This is a genomic window from Aureimonas sp. AU22 (assembly GCF_001463745.1).
Taxonomy (GTDB): domain Bacteria; phylum Pseudomonadota; class Alphaproteobacteria; order Rhizobiales; family Rhizobiaceae; genus Aureimonas.
This window is the reverse complement of sequence record NZ_BBWJ01000044.1, coordinates 78,956-104,932: the sequence shown is the minus strand read 5'-3', so window position 1 is coordinate 104,932 and position 25,977 is coordinate 78,956. Positions and strand designations below refer to the sequence as shown.

23 protein-coding genes, 3 tRNA genes and 2 pseudogenes are annotated in these 25,977 nt (G+C 64.9%); 27 read left to right on the top strand and 1 reads right to left on the bottom strand.

Annotated features, from left to right (window positions below; all coding sequences use genetic code 11):
• The first annotated feature begins 11 nt into the window (after positions 1-11).
• Entirely contained in the window at positions 12-1,022 is a 1,011-nt protein-coding gene (locus AUL34_RS15940) for a PdxA family protein (protein ID WP_061935683.1), read from the top strand.
• 321 nt (positions 1,023-1,343) lie between these two features.
• Here the strand turns inward: AUL34_RS15940 and AUL34_RS15935 are convergent.
• Positions 1,344-1,419: transfer RNA gene (locus AUL34_RS15935), tRNA-Val, on the bottom strand.
• A gap of 273 nt (positions 1,420-1,692) precedes the next feature.
• On the opposite strand from AUL34_RS15935, the gene AUL34_RS15930 reads away from it, so the two are divergent.
• The 26 genes and pseudogenes from AUL34_RS15930 (at position 1,693) to AUL34_RS22360 (ending at position 25,858) form a co-directional block, all read left to right on the top strand.
• A tRNA-Asp gene (locus AUL34_RS15930) sits at positions 1,693-1,769 on the top strand.
• 51 nt (positions 1,770-1,820) lie between these two features.
• Positions 1,821-1,897: transfer RNA gene (locus tag AUL34_RS15925), tRNA-Asp, on the top strand.
• A gap of 309 nt (positions 1,898-2,206) precedes the next feature.
• Positions 2,207-2,572: an NADH-quinone oxidoreductase subunit A gene (locus AUL34_RS15920; protein WP_061935680.1), complete on the top strand. Its 366-nt coding sequence runs from the start codon at positions 2,207-2,209 to the stop codon at positions 2,570-2,572.
• Positions 2,573-2,628: 56 nt separating this feature from the next.
• A pseudogene (locus AUL34_RS15915) lies at positions 2,629-3,120 on the top strand (NADH-quinone oxidoreductase subunit B family protein); the annotation flags it as partial.
• A 7-nt stretch (positions 3,121-3,127) separates the two neighbouring features.
• Entirely contained in the window at positions 3,128-3,721 is a 594-nt protein-coding gene (locus tag AUL34_RS15910) for an NADH-quinone oxidoreductase subunit C (RefSeq protein ID WP_244492607.1), read from the top strand.
• Between the two features lies 1 nt (position 3,722).
• On the top strand, positions 3,723-4,157 hold the full coding sequence (locus tag AUL34_RS15905) for a GFA family protein (RefSeq protein WP_061935671.1): 435 nt from the start codon (positions 3,723-3,725) through the stop codon (positions 4,155-4,157).
• Between the two features lie 2 nt (positions 4,158-4,159).
• The gene (locus tag AUL34_RS15900) at positions 4,160-5,350 is read left to right on the top strand and encodes an NADH-quinone oxidoreductase subunit D (RefSeq protein WP_061935668.1); all 1,191 of its coding nucleotides are present in this window, start codon (positions 4,160-4,162) and stop codon (positions 5,348-5,350) included.
• Positions 5,351-5,514: 164 nt separating this feature from the next.
• Positions 5,515-6,702, top strand: a complete 1,188-nt coding sequence (nuoE, locus tag AUL34_RS21970) for an NADH-quinone oxidoreductase subunit NuoE (RefSeq protein ID WP_082653430.1) — start codon at positions 5,515-5,517, stop codon at positions 6,700-6,702.
• Between the two features lie 14 nt (positions 6,703-6,716).
• On the top strand, positions 6,717-8,024 hold the full coding sequence (gene nuoF, locus AUL34_RS15890; RefSeq protein ID WP_061935665.1) for an NADH-quinone oxidoreductase subunit NuoF: 1,308 nt from the start codon (positions 6,717-6,719) through the stop codon (positions 8,022-8,024).
• Between the two features lie 26 nt (positions 8,025-8,050).
• The gene (locus AUL34_RS15885) at positions 8,051-8,275 is read left to right on the top strand and encodes a hypothetical protein (RefSeq protein ID WP_192845773.1); all 225 of its coding nucleotides are present in this window, start codon (positions 8,051-8,053) and stop codon (positions 8,273-8,275) included.
• A gap of 9 nt (positions 8,276-8,284) precedes the next feature.
• On the top strand, positions 8,285-10,360 hold the full coding sequence (nuoG, locus tag AUL34_RS15880) for an NADH-quinone oxidoreductase subunit NuoG (protein ID WP_061935659.1): 2,076 nt from the start codon (positions 8,285-8,287) through the stop codon (positions 10,358-10,360).
• Between the two features lie 15 nt (positions 10,361-10,375).
• The gene (gene nuoH / locus AUL34_RS15875; RefSeq protein ID WP_061935656.1) at positions 10,376-11,461 is read left to right on the top strand and encodes an NADH-quinone oxidoreductase subunit NuoH; all 1,086 of its coding nucleotides are present in this window, start codon (positions 10,376-10,378) and stop codon (positions 11,459-11,461) included.
• A 70-nt stretch (positions 11,462-11,531) separates the two neighbouring features.
• On the top strand, positions 11,532-12,023 hold the full coding sequence (nuoI, locus tag AUL34_RS15870; protein ID WP_061935653.1) for an NADH-quinone oxidoreductase subunit NuoI: 492 nt from the start codon (positions 11,532-11,534) through the stop codon (positions 12,021-12,023).
• Between the two features lie 117 nt (positions 12,024-12,140).
• On the top strand, positions 12,141-12,758 hold the full coding sequence (locus AUL34_RS15865; protein WP_061935650.1) for an NADH-quinone oxidoreductase subunit J: 618 nt from the start codon (positions 12,141-12,143) through the stop codon (positions 12,756-12,758).
• 21 nt (positions 12,759-12,779) lie between these two features.
• Positions 12,780-13,088 carry an NADH-quinone oxidoreductase subunit NuoK gene (gene nuoK / locus AUL34_RS15860; RefSeq protein WP_055884692.1) on the top strand — a complete coding sequence of 103 codons (309 nt, stop codon included), beginning with the start codon at positions 12,780-12,782 and terminating at the stop codon, positions 13,086-13,088.
• A gap of 10 nt (positions 13,089-13,098) precedes the next feature.
• Positions 13,099-15,078, top strand: a complete 1,980-nt coding sequence (nuoL, locus tag AUL34_RS15855) for an NADH-quinone oxidoreductase subunit L (protein ID WP_061935647.1) — start codon at positions 13,099-13,101, stop codon at positions 15,076-15,078.
• A complete protein-coding gene (locus AUL34_RS15850; protein ID WP_061935644.1) occupies positions 15,078-16,589 on the top strand; it encodes an NADH-quinone oxidoreductase subunit M in 1,512 nt (503 codons plus the stop codon). Before nuoL ends, AUL34_RS15850 begins: the two co-directional genes overlap by 1 nt.
• A gap of 20 nt (positions 16,590-16,609) precedes the next feature.
• Positions 16,610-18,055 (top strand): NADH-quinone oxidoreductase subunit NuoN, encoded by a 1,446-nt coding sequence (nuoN, locus tag AUL34_RS15845; RefSeq protein WP_061935641.1) that lies wholly within the window; start codon positions 16,610-16,612, stop codon positions 18,053-18,055.
• A gap of 10 nt (positions 18,056-18,065) precedes the next feature.
• Complete coding sequence (locus AUL34_RS15840; protein WP_061935638.1) at positions 18,066-18,833, top strand: biotin--[acetyl-CoA-carboxylase] ligase; 768 nt, start codon at positions 18,066-18,068, stop codon at positions 18,831-18,833.
• Positions 18,834-18,878: 45 nt separating this feature from the next.
• A complete protein-coding gene (locus AUL34_RS15835; RefSeq protein ID WP_061935634.1) occupies positions 18,879-20,588 on the top strand; it encodes a ribonuclease J in 1,710 nt (569 codons plus the stop codon).
• Positions 20,589-20,681: 93 nt separating this feature from the next.
• On the top strand, positions 20,682-20,948 hold the full coding sequence (locus AUL34_RS15830; RefSeq protein ID WP_061935631.1) for a DUF1467 family protein: 267 nt from the start codon (positions 20,682-20,684) through the stop codon (positions 20,946-20,948).
• Between the two features lie 400 nt (positions 20,949-21,348).
• Positions 21,349-22,671, top strand: a complete 1,323-nt coding sequence (gene proS, locus AUL34_RS15825; protein WP_061935628.1) for a proline--tRNA ligase — start codon at positions 21,349-21,351, stop codon at positions 22,669-22,671.
• 83 nt (positions 22,672-22,754) lie between these two features.
• Complete coding sequence (locus AUL34_RS15820; RefSeq protein WP_156420962.1) at positions 22,755-23,981, top strand: lipoprotein-releasing ABC transporter permease subunit; 1,227 nt, start codon at positions 22,755-22,757, stop codon at positions 23,979-23,981.
• A complete protein-coding gene (locus AUL34_RS15815) occupies positions 23,978-24,670 on the top strand; it encodes an ABC transporter ATP-binding protein (protein WP_061935625.1) in 693 nt (230 codons plus the stop codon). The genes AUL34_RS15820 and AUL34_RS15815 overlap by 4 nt, the downstream gene beginning before the upstream one ends.
• Positions 24,671-24,759: 89 nt before the next feature.
• Positions 24,760-25,143 (top strand): annotated as a pseudogene (locus AUL34_RS15810) (ester cyclase).
• 574 nt (positions 25,144-25,717) lie between these two features.
• Complete coding sequence (locus AUL34_RS22360; RefSeq protein WP_156420958.1) at positions 25,718-25,858, top strand: hypothetical protein; 141 nt, start codon at positions 25,718-25,720, stop codon at positions 25,856-25,858.
• Positions 25,859-25,977 lie beyond the last annotated feature (119 nt).

Here is a 25,977-nt window from a genome sequence, read left to right as displayed (position 1 = left end):
GAGACACCGATATGAACGACCCCGTCATCGCGGTGACCCCGGGCGACTGCACCGGCATCGGCCCCGAAATTCTCGCCAAGGTCCTGATGAACCCGCGCGAGGCAGGCGATCCGCGCCTCGTGGTCGTCGGCGACCGTCGGGTCATGGACCGCGCCTGCGAACAGACCGGCGCGTCCCTTCGCTTCCATAGCGTTTCCTCGCCGTCGGAGGCGGCTTGGGACGACCCGGACGTCGTGCCGATCGTGGACCTCGGCAACACCGACCCCGCTCTCTTTCCGCAAGGGGTAGCCTCGGCCGAATCGGGACGTTTGACCGGTGATACGTTGGCGCGCGCTGTGGCGTTCTCCCAGCGTGGCGAGGTCGACGCCGTCTCGTTCGCTCCCCTGAACAAGCGGGCGATGTTCGACGGCGGATGGCGGTTTCCCGATGAGCACAAGATGTTCGCGCATCTTCTCCGCCACACGACGTATTTCAGCGAGATGAACGTCCTCGAAGGCTGGTGGATGTCGCGCGTCACCTCGCACGTCTCGCTGCGCGAGGCGCTGGACGGGGTGACCGGGCCTGCGATCCGGGACGCGATCCGACTGTGCGACCGGATAATGCGGCAGGCCGGCTACGAGCGCCCACGCATCGCAGTGGCGGCGCTCAACCCCCACGGCGGCGAAAATGGTCTTTTCGGAATGGAGGAGATCGACGTCATTCGTCCGGCCGTCGAAGCCGCGGCGCGCGAAGACGGGATCGACTGCGAGGGCCCGTTTCCCGCAGACACGGTCTACGTGAAGGCGTTCGGCGGATCTTACGACGGGGTCGTGGCCATGTATCACGACCAAGGCCAGATCGCGACAAAGCTGAAAGGGTTCAATCGCGGCGTCACAGTCACGGCCGGACTCGACACCGTGTTCACGACCCCTGCGCACGGGACAGCGTTCGACATCGCGGGACAGGGCTTGGCCGATCCCGGCGCGCTTCAGGCCGCTATCCGGCTGGCCCAGCGCCTTGCCTCCTCAAATCGGCGCATCTGAAACGATCGAGGCTTAGTTTTCCCGGTCCGAGGAGAGCGACGCGAGGCGTCCACGTCCATGCTAGCGCCGGCGCCGATCGCACTGGCACTTGCGGCGTCCCCGTTTTCAAAGGCGGAGCACCCATTGCATCGAAGCGATTGGGTCTTGTTAGGGACATGACGTTCGGTCCCGCCTCGACGGCAGCGCTTCCAGCGAACCGAGAACCTATTCCGCCAAGCGCGGTAGAGACGTTGGGATCGACGCTGCCTCGGTTTCCAACCGTGCCACGCAAAAGGGGCTTGGAATCGGCTCCCAAGCCCCTGGTTCTCGCACGAGATGATTTGGTGGGCGATGACAGGCTCGAACTGCCGACATCCTCGGTGTAAACGAGGCGCTCTACCAACTGAGCTAATCGCCCTTCAGGCCTGCGGCTTACGCGGTTCGTATATCTCCGGTCAAGGGCCGAGCAGTTTCCACCGGGGCTTGCCTTGAAGAACCCGAGGATTCGCGAGGGGAGCTATCCGAAGAGGTGCAGCCGTCCGATTTTCGGGCGGCGATCCCTCAGGCCTGCCACCCCAAGCCACTGTTCCCAAGTCGTTTTCAAAACCAGTGCGAAAGCGCGTTGACAGACGGGGAGGGAGCCCGTAAACGACCGCTCATGCCGCTGACGGACACGCCAGCGACACAATGCGCGGGTGTAGCTCAGTTGGTTAGAGTGCCGGCCTGTCACGCCGGAGGTCGCGGGTTCGAGCCCCGTCACTCGCGCCAGCGCATTTCTTGGACTACGTTGCCAGTTGGCTTCCAACGGCGACGACAAGCGCGGGTGTAGCTCAGTCGGTTAGAGTGCCGGCCTGTCACGCCGGAGGTCGCGGGTTCGAGCCCCGTCACTCGCGCCATCTTCTCCCTTCGGAGCAGGCTTCCCCATCTCTTAGACTGGCATTCCCGAAGTCCGCTCGACCCCCGCCTTGGCCGCTTCCGGACGGGCATTCCGAAGTTTGTTCGGACCTGTCCAAAGCGCTGGGGAAGCTTCTTGCGTCCACATTAGGAAGGGTCTAATCCTCGCCGCAATGCGAAGGGCGTTTGCCGTGGCTGTTGGACGCATTGAAGCCGTCCATGAACCACTTACGTCCCCGTCAGGTCTCAAAGCCGCACCGCCGCGGCCGGTGCGCCGCGTTGGCGCACCCGGCTCAGAGGAAGACCCGCTTGTGAACGAGCTTCTCGGATCCTACCTGCCGATCGTCATCTTCGTCGGCGTCGCGCTCCTCATCGGAGTCGCGCTTCTCGTGTCTCCGTTTCTCCTGGCCTTCAAGGCTCCGGACGACGAGAAGCTGTCCGCCTACGAATGCGGCTTCGACGCGTTCGACGATTCGCGCATGAAATTCGACGTCCGGTTCTACCTGGTGTCGATTCTCTTCATCATCTTCGATCTCGAAGTGGCATTCCTCTTTCCCTGGGCCGCCTCGTTCGGCACGCTCGGGTGGGCGGGTTTCTGGTCGATGATGGTGTTCCTCGGCGTTCTGACCGTCGGGTTTGTCTATGAATGGAAGAAAGGTGCCCTCGAATGGGATTGAACCCCGGTACCGCACCCTTCGCCGAGCGGTCCGACTTGCAGGTTGCGCCTGCGGCCGATCCGTTCGTGGCCGAGGTCAACAACGAGCTGGCCGACAAGGGCTTCATCGTCACCTCCACGGAGGATCTGATCCAGTGGGCGCGCACCGGCTCGCTCATGTGGATGACCTTCGGCCTCGCCTGCTGCGCGGTCGAGATGATGCAGATGTCCATGCCGCGCTATGACGGCGAGCGGTTCGGCTTCGCGCCGCGCGCCTCCCCGCGCCAGTCGGACGTGATGATCGTCGCCGGTACACTGACCAACAAGATGGCTCCCGCGCTCCGCAAGGTCTACGACCAGATGCCGGAGCCGCGCTACGTCATCTCGATGGGGTCCTGCGCCAACGGCGGCGGCTACTACCATTATTCCTACTCGGTGGTCCGTGGCTGCGATCGCGTCGTGCCCGTCGACATCTACGTGCCGGGCTGTCCCCCGACCGCCGAGGCCCTTCTCTATGGCGTTCTGCTTCTGCAGAAGAAGATCCGGCGCCTCGGAACGATCGAGCGTTGAGGACGCAATGAACGAGCTTGCGGAATATCTCGGGCCGTTGCTTGGCGAGAAGATCGTTCGGTCGGACATACGGCTCGGCGAACTGACGCTGACCGTCGCGGCGAAGGACCTCGTCGAGGTCGTGACGCTGCTGCGGGACGATCCGCAGTGCCAGTTCAAGTCGTTCGTCGACCTGTGCGGCGTGGACTATCCGGCCCGCGTCGATCGGTTCGAGGTCGTCATCCATCTCCTGTCGCCGTACCTGAACCATCGCGTTCGGGTGAAGGTCTCGACCGGCGAGGACGATCCCGTTCCCTCGATCACCGGCGTCTTTCCGGGCGCGGACTGGTTCGAGCGCGAAGCCTACGATCTCTACGGCATTCTGTTCACGGGCCATCCGGACCTGCGTCGCATCCTGACGGACTACGGGTTCGAGGGGCACCCGCTGCGCAAGGACTTCCCGCTGACCGGCTTCGTCGAGGTTCACTACGACGAGCAGCTGAAGCAGGTCGTCTACGATCCCGTCGAGTTGCGGCAGGAGTTCCGTCAGTTCGACTTCCTGTCGCCGTGGGAGGGGACCGACTATGTCCTTCCGGGCGACGAGAAGGCCAAGGCGAACTGATATGACGGGCGAGGGCGCGGCACGAACCGGAGGCTGCCTCTGCGGCGCCGTGCGTTTCGATGCGGTGCCGGAGAAGCCCGAGATCGACGCGTGCCATTGCAGCCGATGCCGGCGGTGGAGCGGCGGCGTCTTCCTGTCGGTGCCGTGCGGCACGAGCCTCGATGTGCGGGGCGGCGATGCTCTCGGCGTCCACCGCATGTCCGACTACGGCGAGCGCCTGTTCTGCCGGACGTGCGGCTCCAGCATCGCATGGCGGATGCAGGACGGCTCGATGTCCGCCGTCGCATTCCAGGCCTTCGACGACCAGAGCGGTTTGGTCTTCGCCGAGGAAATCTTCATCGACGACAAGCCGCCGCATTATTCCTTCGCGAACGAAACCCGTAAACTGACGGGGGCGCAGGTGATGGCGCAGTTCGCAAACGAGCAGGGTGCCTGACCGTGGCCGAGATCGACGTCCGCAACTTCAACATCAATTTCGGCCCGCAGCACCCGGCCGCGCACGGCGTGTTGCGACTGGTGCTCGAACTCGACGGCGAGAACGTCGAGCGTGTCGACCCGCACATTGGCCTGCTGCACCGCGGCACCGAGAAGCTGATCGAGCAGAAGACCTACCTTCAGGCGATGCCCTATTTCGATCGGCTCGACTACGTCGCGCCGATGAACCAGGAACATGCCTTCTGCCTCGCGGTGGAGCGGCTCGCCGGCGTCGAGGTGCCGATCCGGGGCCAGCTGATCCGTGTCCTCTACAGCGAGATCGGCCGCATCCTCTCTCACCTTCTCAACGTGACCACGCAGGCGATGGACGTCGGCGCGCTTACCCCGCCGCTCTGGGGCTTCGAGGAGCGCGAGAAGCTCATGGTCTTCTACGAGCGCGCATCCGGCGCTCGCCTCCATGCCGCCTACTTCCGCCCCGGTGGCGTCCATCAGGATCTCGCGCCGCAGCTCGTCGACGACATCGGCGTCTGGTGCGACGAATTCCTGCCGCGCCTCGCCGACATCGACGAACTCCTCACCGGCAACCGCATCTTCAAGCAGCGCAACGTCGACATCGGCGTCGTCAGTCTGGAAGACGCATGGGCCTGGGGCTTCTCCGGCGTCATGGTTCGCGGATCGGGCGCGGCGTGGGATCTGCGCAAGTCGCAGCCTTACGAGTGCTACGACGAGATGGAATTCGACATTCCGATCGGCAAGAACGGCGACTGCTACGACCGCTATCTCATCCGGATGGAAGAGATGCGCCAGTCCGTCGCCATCATGAAGCAGTGCGTCGAGCGTCTTGCGGGACGAGACAGGGCAGGGCCGTTCGCTTCCACCGAAGGCAAGGTCGTGCCGCCGAAGCGCAGCGACATGCGCCGGTCGATGGAAGCCCTGATTCACCACTTCAAGCTCTACACCGAGGGCTTCCACGTGCCCGAAGGCGAGATCTACGCGGCCGTCGAGGCGCCGAAGGGCGAGTTCGGCGTCTACCTCGTGGCGGACGGCACGAACAAGCCGTATCGCTGCAAGATCCGCGCCCCGGGGTTCGCCCATCTGCAGGCGATGGATTTCCTGTGCCGCAACCACATGCTGGCCGACGTCTCGGCGATCCTCGGGTCCTGCGACATCGTGTTCGGCGAGGTCGATCGCTAACCGCGAGCGGCCATCCGCGTCCGTCGCCGCGCGCGGTTTCGACGCGCGCAAAAATCGAGACCACACGGTGTCCGGCAAGGGGTCGGGCGCTGGTCTTTCATGCTTAATGTGCTAGAACGCGCCGCAACACGGGTGTGTTGGAACCGTTCTGAAGTCGAGGTCCGATGTCCGTCAGACGTCTTGCGGAAGATGCCGTTCAGCCTCAAGGTTTTGCCTTCTCGGCACAGAATGCCGAGTGGGTCGAGGCGACGATCCGCAAATATCCCGAAGGACGCCAGCAGTCCGCCGTGATCCCCCTTCTCATGCGTGCGCAGGAGCAGGATGGATGGGTGACGAAGGCGGCGATCGAGCATGTGGCGCAGCGCCTTCGCATGCCGATGATCCGCGTCCTCGAGGTCGCGACCTTCTATACGCAGTTCCAGCTCGCTCCGGTCGGTACGCGCGCCCACATTCAGGTGTGCGGCACGACGCCCTGCATGCTGCGCGGGTCGGACGACCTGAAGCGCGTCTGCCGCGAGAAGATCCACGAACATCCGTTCCATCTCAACGAGAGCGGGACGCTGTCGTGGGAAGAGGTCGAGTGCCTCGGCGCCTGCGTCAACGCGCCGATGGTCATGATCTTCAAGGACACCTACGAGGATCTGACGGGCGAGCGCCTCGGCGAGATCATCGACGCGTTCGATCGCGGCGAGGGTGCGGCCGTGAAGAAAGGGCCGCAGATCGACAGGCACCTGTCGGTGCCGACCGGCGGACTGACGACGCTGAACACGTTCGACGACGAGGACGACGCGGGTCCGGACGAGGCCCGCAAGGCGCCGCAGACCGGCGGGACATCAGCCGCGAGTTCCGGTGGCGCGGGCGTCGCGCCGTCGCAGGCGGGGCGCGTCGATACGCATGCCGCTGAAACGGACCCGACCATCAAGGGACCCGAGGGGGCACCGAAGACCCATCCGGCCTCCGAAGAGGCCACCAGCGTCGACCTGACCGAAGGCCGTACGGCCGGCAGCACCGGTGGTACGCGCCAGGGCCCGACCGACGCGGCGTCGACGGATGCAGCCGCCGAGCAGAAGAAGGCCGAGACCACGGGCGGCCAAGCCCGCACCGACGGTCCGCTCAAAGCCAAGGGCGCGGCGGCCGAGGACGCGGTGGTGCAGGCGCACAAGCGGGTGGACGATCAGGGTCGTCTGTCCCCGGCATCCGGCACCGAGGACCTGTCGGGCAAGGATCAAACCGCGACCGGCACGCTGGAAGGCCAGCGGACGGACACGGACGACGTCACCCCTGGCCCTGATGTGGGCAAGGGCGAGCCGGCCAAGGGGCGTCGGGGCACGAAGCCCAAGGCGTCGGAATAGGCGAGGATCGGAACATGCTTCAGGACAAGGACCGGATCTTCACCAACATCTACGGCCTTCGGGACAAGAGCCTGAAAGGCGCGATGAAACGCGGCCATTTCGACGGCACGGCCGACATCATCGGCAAGGGTCGCGACTGGATCATCAACGAGATGAAGGCTAGCGGCCTGCGCGGACGCGGTGGTGCGGGCTTCCCCACTGGCCTCAAATGGTCGTTCATGCCGAAGGAAATCGGCGAACGTCCCCATTACCTCGTGGTCAACGCCGACGAGTCGGAACCCGGTACCTGCAAGGACCGGGAGATCATGCGCAACGACCCGTTCACGCTGGTCGAAGGCTGCGTGATCGCGGCTTTCGCGATGGGGGCGCACACCGCCTATATCTACGTCCGCGGCGAGTATGTCCGCGAGCGCGAGGCGCTCCAGCTCGCCATCGATGAATGCTATGAGGCAGGGCTTCTCGGCCGCGACAACAAGTGCGGCTGGGATATGGACATCTTCGTCCATCACGGCGCGGGCGCCTACATTTGCGGCGAAGAGACCGCCCTTTTGGAAAGCCTCGAGGGCAAGAAGGGGCAACCGCGCCTCAAGCCGCCCTTCCCGGCGAACATGGGCCTCTACGGCTGCCCGACGACCGTCAACAACGTCGAGTCGATCGCTGTCGCCCCGACCATTCTGCGGCGCGGCGGTGGTTGGTTCGCCGGCATCGGACGGCCGAACAACACCGGCACCAAGCTCTTTTCGATCTCGGGTCACGTCAATCAGCCGTGCACGGTCGAAGAGTCGATGGGCATCCCGTTCCGCGAGCTGATCGACCGCCATTGCGGCGGCGTCCGCGGCGGCTACGAGAACCTTCTGGCGGTGATCCCCGGCGGTTCGTCCTGTCCGCTGGTGCCCGGCGAGCAGATCCTCGACGCGCCGATGGACTTCGACGGCATGCGCGAGGTGAAGTCCTCGTTCGGTACGGCGGCCGTGATCGTCATGGACAAGTCCACGGACATCGTCCGCGCGATCGCTCGGCTCGCCTACTTCTACAAGCACGAGAGCTGCGGCCAGTGCACGCCGTGCCGCGAGGGCACCGGCTGGATGTGGCGCGTCATGGAGCGCATGGTGGTCGGCAACGCGCAGAAGCGCGAGATCGACATGCTGCTCGACGTGACGAAGCAGGTCGAAGGCCACACGATCTGTGCGCTCGGCGACGCCGCCGCCTGGCCGATCCAGGGTCTCGTGCGTCACTTCCGCCCCGAGATCGAGCGCCGCATCGACGAGTTCTCCCGCAATGCCGACATGGATCGCAAGCCGGTCCTGCAGGCGGCGGAATAACGCCCGTGAGCGAGGACGGAACCAGCTTGATCCTTTCTATGCCTCGCGACATCCGCGGGACGCAGGACGGGCACGCAGCTGCGCCTTCCACGCTCAACATAAAATTCGACGACTGGCAGGAAACGACGGCCACCGGATTCGGCCGCCCGATCCTCGCCAACCTCCGCAATACGGCCATCGCGGCCGAACTCGAAGCCCTGAAGCGCCGCAGTGAGGCGCTGGAAGGCTCGCTGCGCCCGACCGGGCACTGAGAGAAGCCAATGGCAAAGATCAAAGTCGACGGCAACGAGATCGAGGTTCCCGACCACTACACGCTGCTGCAGGCGGCGGAGGAGGGGGGTGCCGAAATTCCGCGCTTCTGTTTCCACGAGCGCCTGTCGGTCGCCGGCAACTGCCGCATGTGCCTGATCGAGGTGAAGGGCGGCCCGCCCAAGCCTGCGGCGTCGTGCGCCATGGGGGTGCGCGACCTGCGTCCCGGCCCGAACGGAGAGGCGCCCGAGATCTTCACCAACACGCCGATGGTGAAGAAGGCCCGCGAGGGGGTCATGGAATTCCTGCTCATCAACCACCCGCTGGATTGCCCGATCTGCGATCAGGGCGGCGAGTGCGACCTGCAGGACCAGGCGATGGCCTTCGGCGTGGATAGTTCTCGCTACAAGGAGAACAAGCGCGCCGTCGAGGACAAGTATATCGGCCCGCTCGTCAAGACGATCATGACGCGCTGCATTCACTGCACGCGCTGCGTCCGCTTTACCACCGAAGTCGCCGGCATCTCTGAACTCGGTCTCGTCGGTCGTGGCGAGGATGCGGAGATCACCACCTATCTCGAGCAGGCGATGACGTCGGAGCTCCAGGGCAACGTGATCGACCTCTGCCCGGTCGGCGCCCTGACCTCGCGCCCCTACGCCTTCCAGGCCCGTCCGTGGGAACTGTCGAAGACCGAATCCGTCGACGTGATGGATGCGGTCGGCTCGGCCATCCGCGTCGACACGCGCGGCCGCGAAGTGATGCGCATCCTCCCGCGCGTCAACGACCTCGTCAACGAGGAGTGGATCTCGGACAAGACCCGCTTCGTCTGGGACGGCCTGCGCACGCAGCGTCTCGACCGTCCCTACGTGCGCCGTGACGGCCGTCTGCAGCCGGTTTCCTGGCCGGAAGCGTTCGAGGCGATCCGCCAGAAGACGTCCGGCGTCGGCGCCGACCGCATCGGCGCCATCGCCGGCGATCTCGCCGCGGTCGAGGACATGTGGGCGCTGAAGCGCCTCATGGGCAACCTCGGTTCGACGAACCTCGACTGCCGCCAGGACGGCGCTAGGCTCGACCCTGCCGATGGTCGCGCCTCGTATCTCTTCAACACGACGATCGTCGGCATCGAAGAGGCCGATGCGCTTCTCATCATCGGCGCCAACCCGCGTTTCGAGGCGCCCGTCCTCAACGCGCGCATCCGCAAGCGCTGGCGTCGGGGTGACTTCCCCGTCGGCTTCATCGGCGAGAAGGTCGACCTTCGCTATGCTGTCAGCTACCTCGGGGCCGGTCCGCAGACGCTGTCGGACATCGAGAACGCCAACGGCGAATTCTTCGACGCGCTGAAGAATGCCGCCAAGCCGATGATCATCGTCGGGCAGGGCGCCATCTCGGGCGAGAACGGCGCGGACGTTCTGGCGAGCGTCGCTGCACTGGCGCGCGAGATCGGCGCCGTCACCGAAGGATGGAACGGTTTCAACGTCCTCCACACCGCGGCGAGCCGCGTCGGCGGCCTCGACATCGGCTTCGTGCCAGGCGAGGGCGCGAAGACGGCGGCCGAAATGGCGGCCGGGGGCGTCGACGTCCTCTTCAACCTCGGCGCGGACGAGATCGAGATCGCGCCGGGCGCCTTCGTGGTCTATGTCGGCACGCACGGCGACAAGGGCGCGCATCGCGCCGACGTGATCCTGCCGGGCGCTGCCTACACCGAGAAGTCGGGAACCTGGGTCAACACCGAAGGCCGGGTCCAGACCGGATCGCGCGCCGGCTTCCCGCCGGGCGACGCGCGTGAGGAATGGGCGATCTTCCGTGCGCTTTCCGCCGTGCTCGGGCAGGCGCTTCCCTTCGATTCGCTCGGCACCCTGCGGCGCGACCTCGTGGGGGCGCATCCGATCTTTGCGGGCGACGCTCTCCAGACTTCGGATGCCGCGGCGATCACGCATCTCGCTGACCGTGCGGGCACCCCGTCCGGCGCTGCGTTCCGCTCCGGCATCGGCGACTTCTATCTGACCAACCCCATCGCCCGGGCCTCCAAGGTCATGGCAGAGTGCTCGCGCCTCGCACACGCCGAGCATCTCGAAGCGGCCGAGTAAGGACGGTACGAACCCATGGAGCTGTTCTCCGCCTATATCTGGCCAGCGCTCGTGATCATCGGGCAGAGCCTCCTGTTCCTGGTGGTCCTGCTGGTCCTGATCGCCTACATCCTTCTGGCCGACCGCAAGATCTGGGCAGCCGTGCAGATGCGCCGCGGCCCCAACGTCGTCGGGCCGTTCGGCCTGTTCCAGTCCTTCGCCGACCTTCTGAAGTTCGTGCTGAAGGAGCCGGTCATTCCGGCCTCGTCCGACAAGGTCGTCTTCCTTCTCGCGCCGCTCGTCGCGGTGACGCTGGCGCTCGCCACCTTCGCGGTGGTGCCGGTGGCCAACGGCTGGGTGATCGCCGACATCAACATCGGCATCCTCTACATCTTCGCGATCTCGTCGCTGGAGGTGTACGGCGTCATCATGGGCGGCTGGGCGTCGAACTCGAAATACGCCTTCCTCGGTGCGCTCCGTTCCGCCGCGCAGATGGTGTCCTACGAGGTCTCGATCGGCTTCGTGATCGTCACTGTGCTGCTCTGCGCCGGGTCGCTGAATCTCACCGATATCGTGCTTTCGCAGAACACCGGTGTCGGCACCATGGTCGGTCTGCCGTCAAGCTTCCTCGACTGGCACTGGCTGTCGCTGTTCCCGATGTTCGTGATCTTCTTCATCTCCGCGCTCGCGGAGACCAACCGCCCGCCGTTCGATCTTCCGGAAGCGGAGTCCGAACTCGTGGCCGGCTTCATGGTCGAGTACGGCTCCACCCCGTACATGATGTTCATGCTCGGCGAGTACGCGGCCATCACCCTGATGTGCTCGCTGATGACGATCCTGTTCATGGGGGGCTGGCTTCCGCCGTTCGGGTTCGCGCCCTTCACTTGGGTGCCAGGCGTCATCTGGTTCCTGGCCAAGGTCGCTCTCTGCTTCTTCATGTTCGCGATGGTGAAGGCCTTCGTGCCGCGCTACCGCTACGATCAGCTGATGCGCCTGGGCTGGAAGGTGTTCCTGCCGCTGTCGCTCGGCATGGTGGTGCTGGTGGCGCTCGTGCTGCAGCTGACGGGTTGGGGCGATGCCCCCAACGTCCAGGCCGCTCACAATGCGCTCGCTGCCTGGTAGGCCGTGTCAACATAACGAGGGCGGCCGCCGCGCCGCCCGAACCCTCCGTTAGCGGAGATCGGATCCTTCGATGAGTGCTCTGACGCAGTCCGTCAAATCGCTGTTCCTGGTCGAGTTCCTGAAGGCGTTTCGCCTCTCGATGCGCTACTTCTTCGCGCCGAAATCGACCGTGAACTACCCGTTCGAGAAGGGACCCGTGTCCCCGCGCTTCCGCGGCGAACATGCGCTGCGCCGCTATCCGAACGGCGAGGAGCGGTGCATCGCTTGCAAGCTCTGCGAGGCGATCTGCCCGGCGCAGGCGATCACGATCGAGGCCGGCCCGCGCCGCAACGACGGCACGCGCCGCACGGTGCGCTACGACATCGACATGGTGAAATGCATCTACTGCGGCTTCTGTCAGGAAGCCTGCCCGGTCGACGCGATCGTCGAAGGCCCGAACTTCGAGTTCTCGACGGAGACGCGCGAGGAACTCTACTACGACAAGGAAAAGCTGTTGGCGAACGGCGACCGTTGGGAGCGAGAAATCGCTCGCAACATTGCGCTCGACGCACCGTACCGCTAATCCGCACATCGTGACGGCGGGGTCCGTCGTCACGCTCCGAACCGAATCTGCCGGCGGCGAAGGGCTCCACCCTTCGTCCGCTGCTTGATGCTACCGCGATTTCAGGGGGAGCCCGACATGTTGGGGCTGCAAGCCTTCTTCTTCTACGTCTTCGCCATCATTTCCGTCGGCTCGGCGATGATGGTGGTGCTCTCCCGCAATCCCGTTCACTCGGTCTTGTTCCTCATCCTCACCTTCGTCGCGGCGGCCGGGCTGTTCCTGCTGACCGGCGCCGAATTCCTCGCGCTGATCCTGATCGTGGTCTACGTCGGCGCCGTGGCGATCCTGTTCCTGTTCGTGGTCATGATGCTCGATCTCGACTTTGGGCGGATCAAGCAGGGCGCCCTGCAGTATGCTCCGATCGGCGCGGTGATTGGACTGATCCTCCTCGCGCAGCTGATCATCGCCGTCACCGGCAACTACTACGATCCGCAGCTGAGCGCGCAGACCGTCCTGCCGACGCCGCCGCTCGGACAGCTGTCCAACATCGAAGCGCTCGGTCAGGTGATCTACACGCGCTACGTGTTCTTCTTCCAGATGGCGGGCCTTGTGCTCTTCGTCGCCATGATCGGCGCGATCGTCCTCACGCTTCGCCACAAGCCGGGCCTCAAGCGACAGTCGATACCGACCCAGGTCGCCCGCAACCCGGCCACCGCGATCGAGATCCGCAAGGTCGAGAGCGGCAAGGGCATCTGAGGCAGATAGGAAATACGAACCATGGCTGTCGGCCTCGGACACTACCTCACGGTCGCCGCGATCCTTTTCGTTACGGGGGTCTTCGGCATCTTCATGAACCGCAAGAACATCATCACGATCCTCATGTCGGTCGAGCTGATCCTCTTGTCGGTGAACCTGAACCTCGTCGCGTTCTCGGCCTTCCTGAACGATCTGGCGGGACAGGTCTTCGCGCTGTTCATCCTCACCGTGGCGGCCGCGGAGGCCGCCATCGGTCTGGCGATCCTGGTCGTCTTCTTCCGGAATCGCGGCTCCATCGCCGTCGATGACGTCAACACGATGAAGGGCTGAGCGCGCGGCGATGTACACTCTGATCGTCCTACTGCCGCTGGTCGGCTTCGTTGTTGCCGGTCTCTTCGGCAACCAGATCGGCGCCAAGGCGTCCGAATACGTCACCAGCGGTCTTCTGATCGCGGCGGCGCTCCTGTCGTGGATCGGATTCCTGTCCTTCGGCGGCGAGACGCTCCACATTCCGGTCCTGCAGTGGATGCAGGCCGGAAACCTCGACATCTCCTGGCAGCTGCGCATCGACCGCCTGACCCTCGTCATGCTGGTCGTCGTCAACACCGTCTCGGCGCTCGTCCACGTGTACTCGATCGGGTACATGCACCACGACGACTCGCGCCCGCGCTTCTTCGCCTACCTGTCGCTCTTCACCTTCGCGATGCTGACGCTGGTGACGGCCGACAACCTGGTGCAGATGTTCTTCGGCTGGGAGGGCGTCGGCCTCGCGTCCTATCTCCTGATCGGCTTCTGGTACCAGAAGCCCTCGGCGAACGCCGCGGCGATGAAGGCCTTCGTGGTCAACCGCGTCGGAGATTTCGGCTTCCTTCTCGGCATCTTCGGCCTGTTCGTCGTGTTCGGCTCGGCCAACCTCGACACGATCTTCGCCGGCGCCGCGCAGATGGTCGGCACGATCTATCCGGAAGGCGGGGAGGCGGCCGCGACGGCGGCCGCACCGATCCTGAATTTCGCGGGCTACTCGCTGTCGGCCGGGGGCGCGATGACCGCCATCTGCCTGCTGCTCTTCATGGGCGCCATGGGCAAGTCGGCGCAGATCGGTCTCCACACTTGGCTGCCGGACGCGATGGAAGGCCCGACCCCGGTGTCGGCGCTGATCCATGCGGCGACGATGGTCACCGCCGGCGTCTTCATGCTGGCCCGCCTGTCGCCGTTGTTCGAACTCAGCCATTCGGCACTGACCTTCGTCACCTTCATCGGCGCAACGACGGCGTTCTTCGCGGCCACGATCGGCCTCGTTCAGAACGACATCAAGCGGGTCATCGCCTATTCGACCTGCTCGCAGCTCGGATACATGTTCGTGGCGCTCGGCGTCGGTGCCTACGGCGCCGCGATCTTCCACCTCTTCACGCACGCCTTCTTCAAGGCGCTCCTGTTCCTCGGCGCCGGCTCGGTCATCCATGCCGTCGATGGCGAGCAGGACATGCGCAACATGGGTGGTCTCCGGAAGCACATCCCGATTACCTACTGGACCATGATGATCGGCACGCTGGCCCTGACCGGGTTCCCGTTCACCGCCGGCTACTATTCCAAGGACGCGATCATCGAGAGCGCCTTCGCGGGCGAGAACGCCTTCGCGATGTACGGCTACATCATGACGGTGATCGCGGCCGCGCTCACGAGCTTCTACTCTTGGCGCCTCGTCTTCCTGACCTTCCATGGCAAGCCGCGCGCGAGCCACGAGGTCATGCACCACGTGCACGAGTCTCCGCCCGTGATGACGACGCCGCTCTTCATCCTGTCGGCGGGTGCGTTGCTCGCGGGTATCGTGTTCTATCCGTTCTTCCTCGGCGACAGCTACGAGACCTTCTGGCACACGGCGCTCTTCGCCGGGCCGGAGAACCACATCCTGCACGAGGCCCACGAGGTCCCGGCGCTCGTCGTCTACTCGCCGACGATCGCCATGATCCTCGGCTTCGTCATCGCCTACATCTTCTACGTCCGGCAGCCGCAGCGCCCGGCGCAGATGGCCGCGCGCAACCCCGGGCTCTACCAGTTCCTCTTGAACAAGTGGTACTTCGACGAACTCTACGACGTTCTGTTCGTGCGCTCGGCCAAGTGGCTCGGCCGCTTCCTCTGGAAGAAGGGCGACGTCGCGGTCATCGACCGCCTCGGTCCCGACGGCATCTCGGCGCGTGCGCTCGATGTCACCGGCTGGGTCGTGCGCCTGCAGACCGGCTACCTCTACCACTATGCCTTCGTCATGCTGATCGGCGTCGCCGCGCTCGTCACGTTCATGATGTTCGGGAGCATCCGCTGATGTCCGGCTGGCCGATCCTATCGACCATCACTTTCGCACCGCTCGTCGGCGTGCTGATCATCCTGTTCACACGCGACGATTCCGAACTCGCGCGCCGTAACATCCGCAACGTCGCGCTCCTCGTCTCGATCTTCACCTTCGTCCTCTCGCTCTTCATCTGGATCGGCTTCGACAAGTCCGTCGCCGGCTTCCAGTTCGTGGAGGAGGCGGAGTGGCTGACGGGCGGCATCGCCTACCGCATGGGCGTCGACGGCATCTCGATGCTGTTCGTGATCCTGACCACCTTCCTGATGCCGATCTGCATCCTCGCCAGCCGCGATGCCATCACGGTTCGGGTGAAGGAGTACATGATCGCGTTCCTGGTGCTGGAAACGCTGGTGGTCGGCGTCTTCTGCGCGCTCGACATCGTGCTCTTCTACCTCTTCTTCGAGGGCTCTCTGATTCCGATGTTCCTGATCATCGGCGTCTGGGGTGGCAAGCGGCGTGTCTACGCGTCCTACAAGTTCTTTCTCTACACGTTCCTCGGCTCCGTCCTGATGCTCGTCGCCATCATGGCGATGTACTGGACCGCCGGCACGACCTCGATCCCCGAGCTTCTCGCCTACCAGTTCCCGGCGCAGATGCAGACCTGGCTCTGGATCGCGTTCTTTGCCTCGTTCGCTGTGAAGATGCCGATGTGGCCGGTCCACACCTGGCTGCCGGACGCGCACGTCGAGGCGCCGACGGCGGGCTCGGTGATCCTGGCGGGCATCCTCCTGAAGCTCGGCGGCTACGGCTTCCTGCGCTTCTCGCTGCCGATGTTCCCGCTGGCTTCGGCGGACTTTGCGCCCTTTGTCTTCGTGCTCTCCGTCGTCGCGATCATCTACACTTCGCTGGTGGCGCTGATGCAGGAGGACATCAAGAAGCTGATCGCCTATTCGTCGGTCGCCCACATGGGCTTCGTGACCATGGGCATCTTCGCGGCTAACGAGCAGGGCGTGCAGGGCGCGATCTTCCAGATGCTCAGCCACGGCCTCATCTCGGGCGCGCTGTTCCTGTGCGTCGGCGTCGTCTACGACCGGATGCACACGCGCGATATCGCGGCCTATGGCGGCCTCGTGAACCGCATGCCCGCCTATGCCGCGATGATGCTGCTGTTCACGATGGGCAATGTCGGCCTTCCCGGCACGTCGGGCTTCGTCGGTGAGTTCATGACGCTGATGGGTGTCTTCCGGGTCAATTCCTGGGTCGCCATCTTCGCCGCGACCGGGGTCATCCTCTCCGCCGCCTATGCACTGTGGCTTTATCGGCGCGTGATCCTCGGCGCGCTGGTCAAGGAGAACCTCAAGTCGATCCTGGATCTGACGCCGCGCGAAAAGACGCTGCTCTATCCGCTGGCGGTGCTGACGGTCTTCTTCGGCGTCTATCCGATGCCGGTCTTCAATGTGACGACGGCGTCCGTGGAACAGCTCCTGTCGAGCTACACGGCGGCCATCGAGGCGGCGTCCAGCGTCGCTTCGATCCAGAACTAGAGAACGGGCAGGGCGAACCGATGTTTTCGCAATTCGTGGCGCAAAGCCTTCCCATCGTCGGACCGGAGCTGATCCTCTCGATCGGCGCCATGGGTCTCCTGATGATCGGAACCTTCCTCGGCGAGAAGAGCGCGGGTCTCGTCACGTCCCTGACGGTCGGAACGCTGCTGTTCGCCCTCGTCTGGTTGCTCTTCGCAACCCCGCTCGGCGTGGCGTTCGGCGGATCGATCATCCTCGACCCGTTCGCCCGCTTCATGAAGGCGCTGGTGCTCATCGGGGCTGCTGCGGCGGTGCTGATGTCCACGGGCTACGCCCAGCGCGAGCGCTTCGCCAGTTTCGAGCTTCCCGTGCTGATCGTGCTCTGCACGACCGGCATGCTGGTCATGGTCTCTGCGGGCGACCTGATCGCGCTCTATATGGGCCTCGAGCTCCAGTCGCTCGCGATCTACGTCATCGCCGCGATCCATCGCGACCATGTGAAGTCCACCGAGGCGGGCCTGAAGTACTTCGTGCTCGGCGCCCTGTCCTCGGGCATGCTCCTCTACGGCGCCTCGCTCGTCTACGGCTTCACCGGTCAGATCGAGTTCCGCGCGATCGCCGAAGCGGTGGCGGTGGACGGAGCGCGCTCGCTCGGCCTGATCGTCGGGCTCGTGTTCGTGCTGGCCGGCCTCGCGTTCAAGATTTCCGCGGTGCCGTTCCACATGTGGACGCCGGACGTCTACGAAGGGGCTCCGACGCCGGTCACTGCGCTCCTCGCCGGCGCGCCGAAGGTCGCCGCGGTCGCGCTGCTCACGCGCTTCACTGTCCAGAGTTTCGGCCCGATGACGCCGGACTGGCAGCAGGTCGTCGTCTTCCTGTCGATCGCCTCGATGCTGTTCGGTTCCTTTGCCGCGATCGGCCAGCGAAACATCAAGCGCCTGATGGCCTACTCGTCGATCGGCCACATGGGCTACGTCCTGGTCGGTCTCGCCGCGGGAACGGAAGCCGGCGTCCAGGGCGTCCTGATCTACATGGCGACCTACATCACCATGACCCTCGGCACCTTCGCTTTGATCCTCGCGATGCGCCGTCGTGACGGTATGGTGGAGGACGTCTACGAACTCGCCGGCCTGTCGCGGACCAATCCGCTGATGGCGCTCGCCATGACGGTGCTGATGCTGTCGCTTGCCGGTCTGCCGCCGTTGCTCGGCTTCTGGGGCAAGTACTACGTCTTCATCGCGGCGGTCGGCGCCGGTCTCGTGCCGCTGGCGGTGATCGGTGTGATCGCCTCGACGATCGGCCTGTTCTACTACCTTCGCATCGTGAAGGTCATGTGGTTCGACGAGCCGTTGGCAGGCTTCGAGCCGATGAGCACGGAGCTGAAGCTCGTGGCAGGTGCCGCGACGCTGTTCATCTTCCCGGCCTATATCGTGCTGGCCGGTCCGCTTTTCGCCGCCGCAGCTGCAGCCGCCCACACCTTCTTCTGACCGGAGAGTGATGCGACGTCCCCAAGGCGCACGTCGGCATCTGGCGCTCGATGAGGTCGGCTCCACCAACGCCGTTGCGCTGGAAGCCGCCCGGGCCGGCGACCCCGGTCGGCTCTGGATCACTGCGGCTCGCCAGACGGCGGGCCGTGGCCGTCGTGGTCGCTCCTGGTTGTCGGAACGCGGCAATCTCTACGCGACGCTGCTTCTGATCGACCCATCCTCCGATCAGCACGTCGTGGATCTGCCGCTGGTGGTCGCGCTCGGCGTGCGCAACGGTCTGGCGGAACTGCCGGGGCTCGATCCCGACCTCGTGCGTATCAAGTGGCCGAACGACATCCTGATCGCCGGCGCGAAGACGGTCGGCATCCTCCTCGAGAGCGAACGAGGCCTGGACGGTCGCCGTGCGGTGGCGATCGGCTGCGGGGTCAACGTGGAGAGCGGTGCGACACAAACGCCCTACGCCGTGACGAGCCTGCGTTCCAGCGGCTACACGGGTACGCTCGACGCCGTGTTCGACAAAGTCGCCGCGGGTGTCGAGGCGGCACTGGAATTGTGGGACGCGGGTCGCCAGTTTGACGAGGTCCGCGCCGCCTGGCTCCGGCATTCCGTGGGACGCGGCGAAACCTGCCGCGTTAACCTGCCGGACGGCACCGCCGTGGAAGGCGTCTTCGCCGACCTCGATGCGGGGGGACGGCTCGTTCTGGATCTGGGACCGAACGGTCGGCGCCATTTCTCCGCTGGCGACCTGTTCTTCCTGCGAGCCTCACCCGGCGCTTGAGCACGGCTCGCGCACAACCGAATTCCGGGTGATCCCCGGCTGTGAATGACGAGAAGACCGCATGCTTCCGCATGCCAAAATGAAAGAACGACGACTTTGAACGAACTAGTTTTCGTGCCGCTGGGCGGCATCGGCGAAATCGGTATGAATTTTGGCCTCTATGGCTATGGCCCTCCCGGCCAGCGGGAGTGGATCGCGATCGATTGTGGCGTGTCCTTCGCCGGGCCGGAGTTTCCCGGCATCGATCTCGTGATGCCCGACCTGTCCTTCATCGAAGCGCGCCTCGACCGCCTGAAGGCGATCATCATCACGCACGCCCACGAGGACCATTACGGCGCGGTGCTGACGCTCTGGCCGCGCCTTAAGGCGCCGGTCTACGCCACGCCCTTCACCGCAGCCCTGCTGCATGCCAAGCGTGAGGGCGAGCCCGGGGCGCCCAAGGTTCCGGTCCAGATCTTCAACGCGGGCGATCGCTTCGACATCGGGCCGTTCTCGATCGAGGCGATCAACGTCACGCACTCGATCCCGGAGCCGGTGGCCCTGGCGATCCGCACCCCGGCCGGAACCGTACTCCATACGGGCGACTGGAAGATTGACGCGACGCCGGCGCTCGGCGATCCGACGGACGAGAAGCGCCTGCGGGAGATCGGCGACGAGGGTGTGCTCGCCCTCGTGTGCGATTCCACCAACGCCATGCGTGAGGGTGTGTCGCCGAGCGAGCAGGATGTGACGCAGTCGCTGACGCAGATCATTCGGGAGTCCAAGGGACGGGTCGCGATCGCGACGTTCTCGTCCAACGTCGGCCGCGTGCGCTCGATCGCCACGGCGGCGGCGGAGGCCGAGCGCCAGGTGCTGCTCCTCGGCCGTTCGATGAAGCGGGTGGCCGATGTCGCGGAGGAACTCGGATACCTGGAAGGCATTCCGCCCTTCGTCAGCGAGCAGGACTTCGGCTATCTGCCGAGCGACAAGGCTGTGATCGTGCTGACCGGCAGCCAGGGCGAACCCCGCGCCGCGTTGGCCAAGCTCGCCCGCGACGACCATCCCACCGTGGCGCTTTCGAAGGGCGATACGGTCATCTTCTCGTCGCGCAGCATTCCGGGCAACGAGAAGGCGATCCTCGACATCAAGAACGCGCTGATCGAGCGGGGCGTCCGCGTGATCGAGGATCATGACCAGCTGGTTCATGTGTCCGGCCATCCGCGGCGTAGCGAGCTGCGCCAGATGTACGAATGGATCCGTCCGAAGGTCGCGGTTCCCGCGCATGGCGAGGCGGCGCACCTCATGGCGCACGCCCAGCTCGCGCGCGAACTTGGCGTGCCGGAGGTCGTCACCATTCGCAACGGCAAGCTGCTGCGTCTGGCGCCGGGCGCGGCGACCGTGATCGACGAGGTGCCGGTTGGCCGCATCTACAAGGACGGGCATCTCGTCGGCACCGCCGACCAGATGGGGATTGGTGAGCGTCGTCGCCTGTCGTTCGCCGGCCACGTCTCGGTGCTCGTGGAACTCGACGAGAAGCTCGAGCTCGACATCGACCCCGAGGTCGTGGCGATGGGACTTCCGGAAAAGGACGAGGAGGGCGAGGAGTTCGTTGACGTCCTGATGGAAGCGGCTGCAGGCGCTGTCGAGAGCATTCCGCGCGGACGCCGCAAGGATCTCGAACTCGTGCGCGAAGCGGTCCGCCGCGCGGTGCGTGGCGAGGCCTACGATGTCTGGGGCAAGAAGCCGGCCGTGACGGTGTTCGTCACGCGCGGTTGATCAAGCCGCCTCGCTGCGGCCGCATGGTCGTCCTAAGCGTTCGGGCGAGATGGCCCGGACGCTAGGCCGGCAGGGCAGGACAGGAGGAAACGCATGGGCATCCTGACAGCCGTCGCGATCTACTTCGTGATCTGGTGGACGGTTCTCTTCGTCGTGCTGCCGATCCGCATGCGCTCGCAGGTGGACGAGGGCGAGATCGTCCTCGGCTCGGCGCATAGCGCGCCGGCTCGTTTCAGCCTGGCGCGAGTCGCCTTCTACAACACGTTGCTCGCGACCGCTGTCTTCGCGCTCTTCTATGTGGTGACGGAAGTCTGGGGCATCGGCCCGAACTCGTTCCCCCACATCGTTCCCGGCACGTGACGCCGAACGATGCACAAAAAAAATGCGAAGCTCGCGCTTCGCATTTTTAGTTACCTGGTCCGGGTTTTGCTCCGATTTCTAGACCGGGGCTGCGCGATGAGCGCGCCGAAAACCACGTCCTCCCATGACTGGACCAAGCGGTTCACGCCGTTGGGGCGCTTGTCTTAGCGGTTTGTATCTAGGCCCGTGCAAGGGCGCTTGTCGACTCGAATCGTCACTTCTGTGACATTTTTTCGTCAGACTGCCCGCTTTTTTGGCAGCATCGTTTTTTAGCTTCGCCTTGCATGAGGCCTGCGGCGTGAGCGGCGAGGCGAGGGGTTCGCTTCCCAAGCCCTGAACGAGTGGTTAAGAGCAACACGACGTCCCGTCCCATTGTCCGAACGCGAACCCCAGAGTTCCCATGCGCCTGTCACGTTACTTCCTTCCGATCCTCAAAGAGACGCCCAAGGAAGCCGAGATCGTGTCGCATCGCCTGATGCTGCGCGCGGGGATGATCCGCCAGCAGGCCGCGGGGCTCTATTCGTTCCTGCCGCTCGGCAAGCGCGTCCTCGACAAGGTGACGAAGATCATCCGCGAGGAGCAGAACCGGTCCGGCGCGATCGAGCTCCTGATGCCGACCATCCAGTCGGCCGATCTCTGGCGCGAGAGCGGGCGCTACGACGACTACGGCAAGGAGATGCTGCGGATCCAGGATCGCCACGAACGCGATCTCCTGTTCGGTCCGACCAACGAGGAGATGGTCACCGATATCTTCCGGTCCTACGTGCGGTCCTACAAGGACCTGCCGCTGAACCTCTACCACATCCAGTGGAAGTTCCGCGACGAGGTGCGCCCGCGCTTCGGCGTGATGCGCTCGCGCGAGTTCCTGATGAAGGACGCCTATTCCTTCGACATCGACTACGAATCGTCCAAGACCGCCTACGACCGCATGTTTGTGGCCTACCTGCGCACCTTCGCGCGCATGGGGCTGAAGGCGATTCCGATGCGTGCCGACACCGGCCCGATCGGCGGCGAACTCAGCCACGAATTCATCATCCTCGCCTCGACGGGCGAGTCGGAAGTCTTCTGCCACAAGGACTATCTGGAAATGGCGGTGCCTGGCGAGGAGGTCGACTTCTCGGATGCCGGTGCCCTGGCGTCCACCGTCCAGAAATGGACCACCCCTTATGCGGCGACGGAGGAGATGCACGACGAGGCCGCCTGGAACGAGGTGTCCGAGGGCGATCGCCTCGCCGCGCGCGGCATCGAGGTCGGCCACATCTTCCACTTCGGCACCAAGTATTCCGAGCCCATGGGAGCGACCGTCACGGGCCCCGACGGCAAGGACGTCCCGGTGCAGATGGGCTCCTACGGCATCGGACCGAGCCGCCTGATTGCTGCGATCATCGAGGCGAGTCATGACGAGAACGGCATCATCTGGCCGAAGGGCGTCGCGCCCTTCGACGTCGGCCTCGTCAACATGAAGCCAGGCGACGCCGACTGCGACGCCGTGTGCGAACGTCTCTACGCCGAACTCGAAGCCGCCGGCCACGACGTCCTCTACGACGACGAGGACACGCGCGCCGGCGCGAAATTCGCGACGATGGACCTGATCGGCCTGCCGATCCAGGTGATCGTCGGCCCGCGCGGCGCCAAGGCCGGCGAAGTCGAGATCAAGGACCGGGCCACCGGCGAGCGCCAGACGCTGCCCGTCGGTGACGTTCTGGCGCGACTGTCCGCGTGACGAAGGCCGAGACCCTGGAAGCTGCGGTCCACGGCGCGGATGCGGCAGTGGGCGGAACCCGTCCGTTCTCGCGCTTCGAGTGGATGATCGCCGGCCGCTACCTGCGTTCGCGCCGCCGTGATGCGGGCGTCTCGGTAATCGCCGGGTTCTCCTTCATCGGCATCATGCTGGGCGTCGCCGCCCTGATCATCGTCATGTCGGTGATGAACGGCTTTCGCGGCGAACTTCTCACGCGGATCCTCGGCGTCAACGGCCATGTGATCATGCAGCCGATCGACACGCCGCTGACCGACTACGACGAGGTCGCCAAACGCGTCGCGGGTGTCGCCGGCGTCGCCTACACGATGCCGCTGGTTCAGGGGCAGGTGCTGGCCACGGGCGCCGGCTCGACCTCCACCGGCGCGCTGGTGAAGGGCGTGCGCGGAGCCGACCTGCAGAAGCTGACGCCGGTTTCCAGCAACATCCAGCTCGGCTCGATCGAGCATTTCGACACGAGCCAGGGCGTCGCCATCGGGTCTCGGCTGGCCCAGTCGCTTGGGCTGGGGCTCGGCGATTCCATCACCCTCGTCTCGCCCGAAGGCGACGTCACGCCGCTCGGGGTGACACCGCGCGTCAAGGCCTATCCCGTGGTCGCCATCTTCGAGATCGGCCTGTCCGAATACGACGCGTCCTATGTCTACATGCCGCTGACGGAAGCGCAGCTCTTCTTCAACTCGGAGGACAAGGCGCAGTCGATCGAGATCTTTCTCGACAACCCCGATCAGGTCGTCTCGCTCCAGGGGCCGATCGAGCAGGCCGCCGGACGCCCGAACTACACGGTCACCTGGCAGCGCATGAACGAGAGCTTCTTCTCGGCGCTCGAGGTCGAGCGGAACGTCATGTTCATCATCCTCACGCTGATCGTGCTCGTTGCCGCGCTCAACATCATCTCCGGTCTCTTCATGCTGGTGAAGGACAAGGGCCGCGACATCGCGATCATGCGCACGATGGGCGCGACGCGTGGCTCGATCATGCGCGTCTTCCTGATCACAGGCGCCTCGATCGGCATCGCGGGAACGCTGGCAGGCTTCGTGTTGGGCACGCTGTTCTGCCTCAACATCGAGAACCTCCGGCAGTTCTTCTCGTGGGTGTCCGGCACCACGCTGTTCAATCCGGAATTCTACTTCCTCTCCCGGCTGCCGGCCGAGATCGACCCGAGCGAGGTCGCGACCGTGGTCGCCATGGCCATCGGCCTGTCGTTCCTCGCCACGATCCTTCCGTCCTGGCAGGCCTCTAAGCTCGATCCGGTCGAGGCGCTGCGCTACGAATGAGCATCACGTCCTCCCTTCGCCTCGCGCAAGTCGAGCGCCACTACCTGCAGGGCGAATCCCGCCTCACGATTCTCGACCACGCCGACATGGAGATCGCCGCCGGCGAGATGGTCGCGCTCGTCGCGCCGTCCGGCGCCGGCAAGTCGACGCTCCTTCACATCGCCGGGCTCCTGGAGAAACCGGACGGCGGCGACGTCTTCGTCAACGGCACGTCCTGCGCGGGCCTCGACGACGCCGGTCGCACCGATATGCGCCGTTCCTCGATCGGCTTCGTCTACCAGTTCCACCATCTCCTGCCGGAGTTCTCGGCGCTGGAGAACGTGATGCTGCCGCAGATGATCCGCGGCTTGTCGCACAAGGTGGCCGCCGACCGGGCGAAGATGCTGCTCGAGTACATGCGGCTCGGCCAGCGCGTCTCGCATCGTCCGGCGGAGCTCTCCGGCGGCGAGCAACAGCGCGTCGCCATCGCCCGCGCGGTCGCCAACAACCCCTATGTGCTGCTGGCCGACGAACCCACCGGTAATCTCGACCCGACGACCTCGTCCTACGTCTTCGAGGCGATGACGGCGCTCGTCCGCCAGTCCGGCGTCGCTGCCCTCATCGCCACCCACAACCACGACCTCGCCAGGCGCATGGATCGCGCGGTGACGCTGAAGGGCGGAAAGATCGTGGATCACGTCCTGGGGTAGGGCGGCATGACGCGGGGGATGGGCATGGACCGACGTCTCGGCGTGAAGTGAGCTGTCATCGGCGAGGAAAGGTCACACCATTGTCCGAGATGTCGCTGCCCGACGTCTACCGTGCCTGCATCGCGTGCCTCAACCGGCAGGACTGGGCGAACCTCGGGCGATACGTCGCCGAAAACGTCGAGCACAACGGGCGTGCGTTCGGCCTGTCGGGTTACCGCCGGATGCTCGAGGATGACTTCGCCGCCATCCCCGACCTCGGCTTTCAAATCGACCTCCTCGTTTGCGAGCCGCCGCGCATCGCCGCCCGTCTCTGATTTCGCTGTTCGCCGAAGAGTGAGTTCCTCGGTCTGCGGATCGACGGCCGCACTGTCGGCTTCGCCGAGAACGTCATCTACGAGTTTCGCGACGGAAGGATCGCGACCGTCTGGTCCGTCGTCGACAAGCCGGCGATCGAGGCGCAACTCGACGGCTGACGCCCCTCGGCCGTGCGCGTGCCTTGCTCCAAGATCCGCAGCCGATCTTTCAGCCGAATGTCCCCATACCGCGGGGCGTACACTAACCTTCCTCCATCGCCGGCCCATTCTGGATGGGCGCGAATGATCACCGGGATCGTTCGGAGGGGCTGGCGAGCGGTGTCCGCGATGCGTTTCCTGCCGGAGGAAGCGTGGCCCGGACGGTTCCTGGCATAGGGGGTTGGCTGCCCAAAACGAGGTGGCTCCTTGGAAAACTCGGCGCTGGAGAAAGCCCCCGTCCACCGGTGAGAGCGGTTGGACCGATCGGGCCGAGGCGCCCTCCGTAACCCCCATCGAAGGCGCATGGGCCGGCTTCGCACGCCGGTCCGGAACTGGACAACACCGCGCGGGACGCTGGAGGCGGACCACACCAACAACAACCAACGGAGGTTCGCCTCCGGCGTCCCGTCGCCCATCTCCGAACCGAGGCGAGGCGGCATCCGCCTCCCTATCGACCCGGCCGCGAAGCGGTGCGGGCGCTTCGGCGCGTCCCGTTCGATTTTAGGAAATCTTTCACCATCCCGATCTCTGCCCCTTGCGCCCCACAACGAAATGGAACAAAAAAGGAACACCAGAACGAAAGGGGAACGACATGCTGATCCTGAAGGAACTCGCTTCGCTGACCGCGCTTTCGCTCTTCTTCATGAGCTTCGCGCTGATCGTCCACATTCTCTGATCATATCTGGGGATGGCCCTGCGGGGGCGGGCCGATCCCAAGATCCAAGGCTGGACTCTGCCCCGTGGATTGGAACACTGACGAATCTTCTGATGCCGAGATCAGCCTTGAGTCGTTCT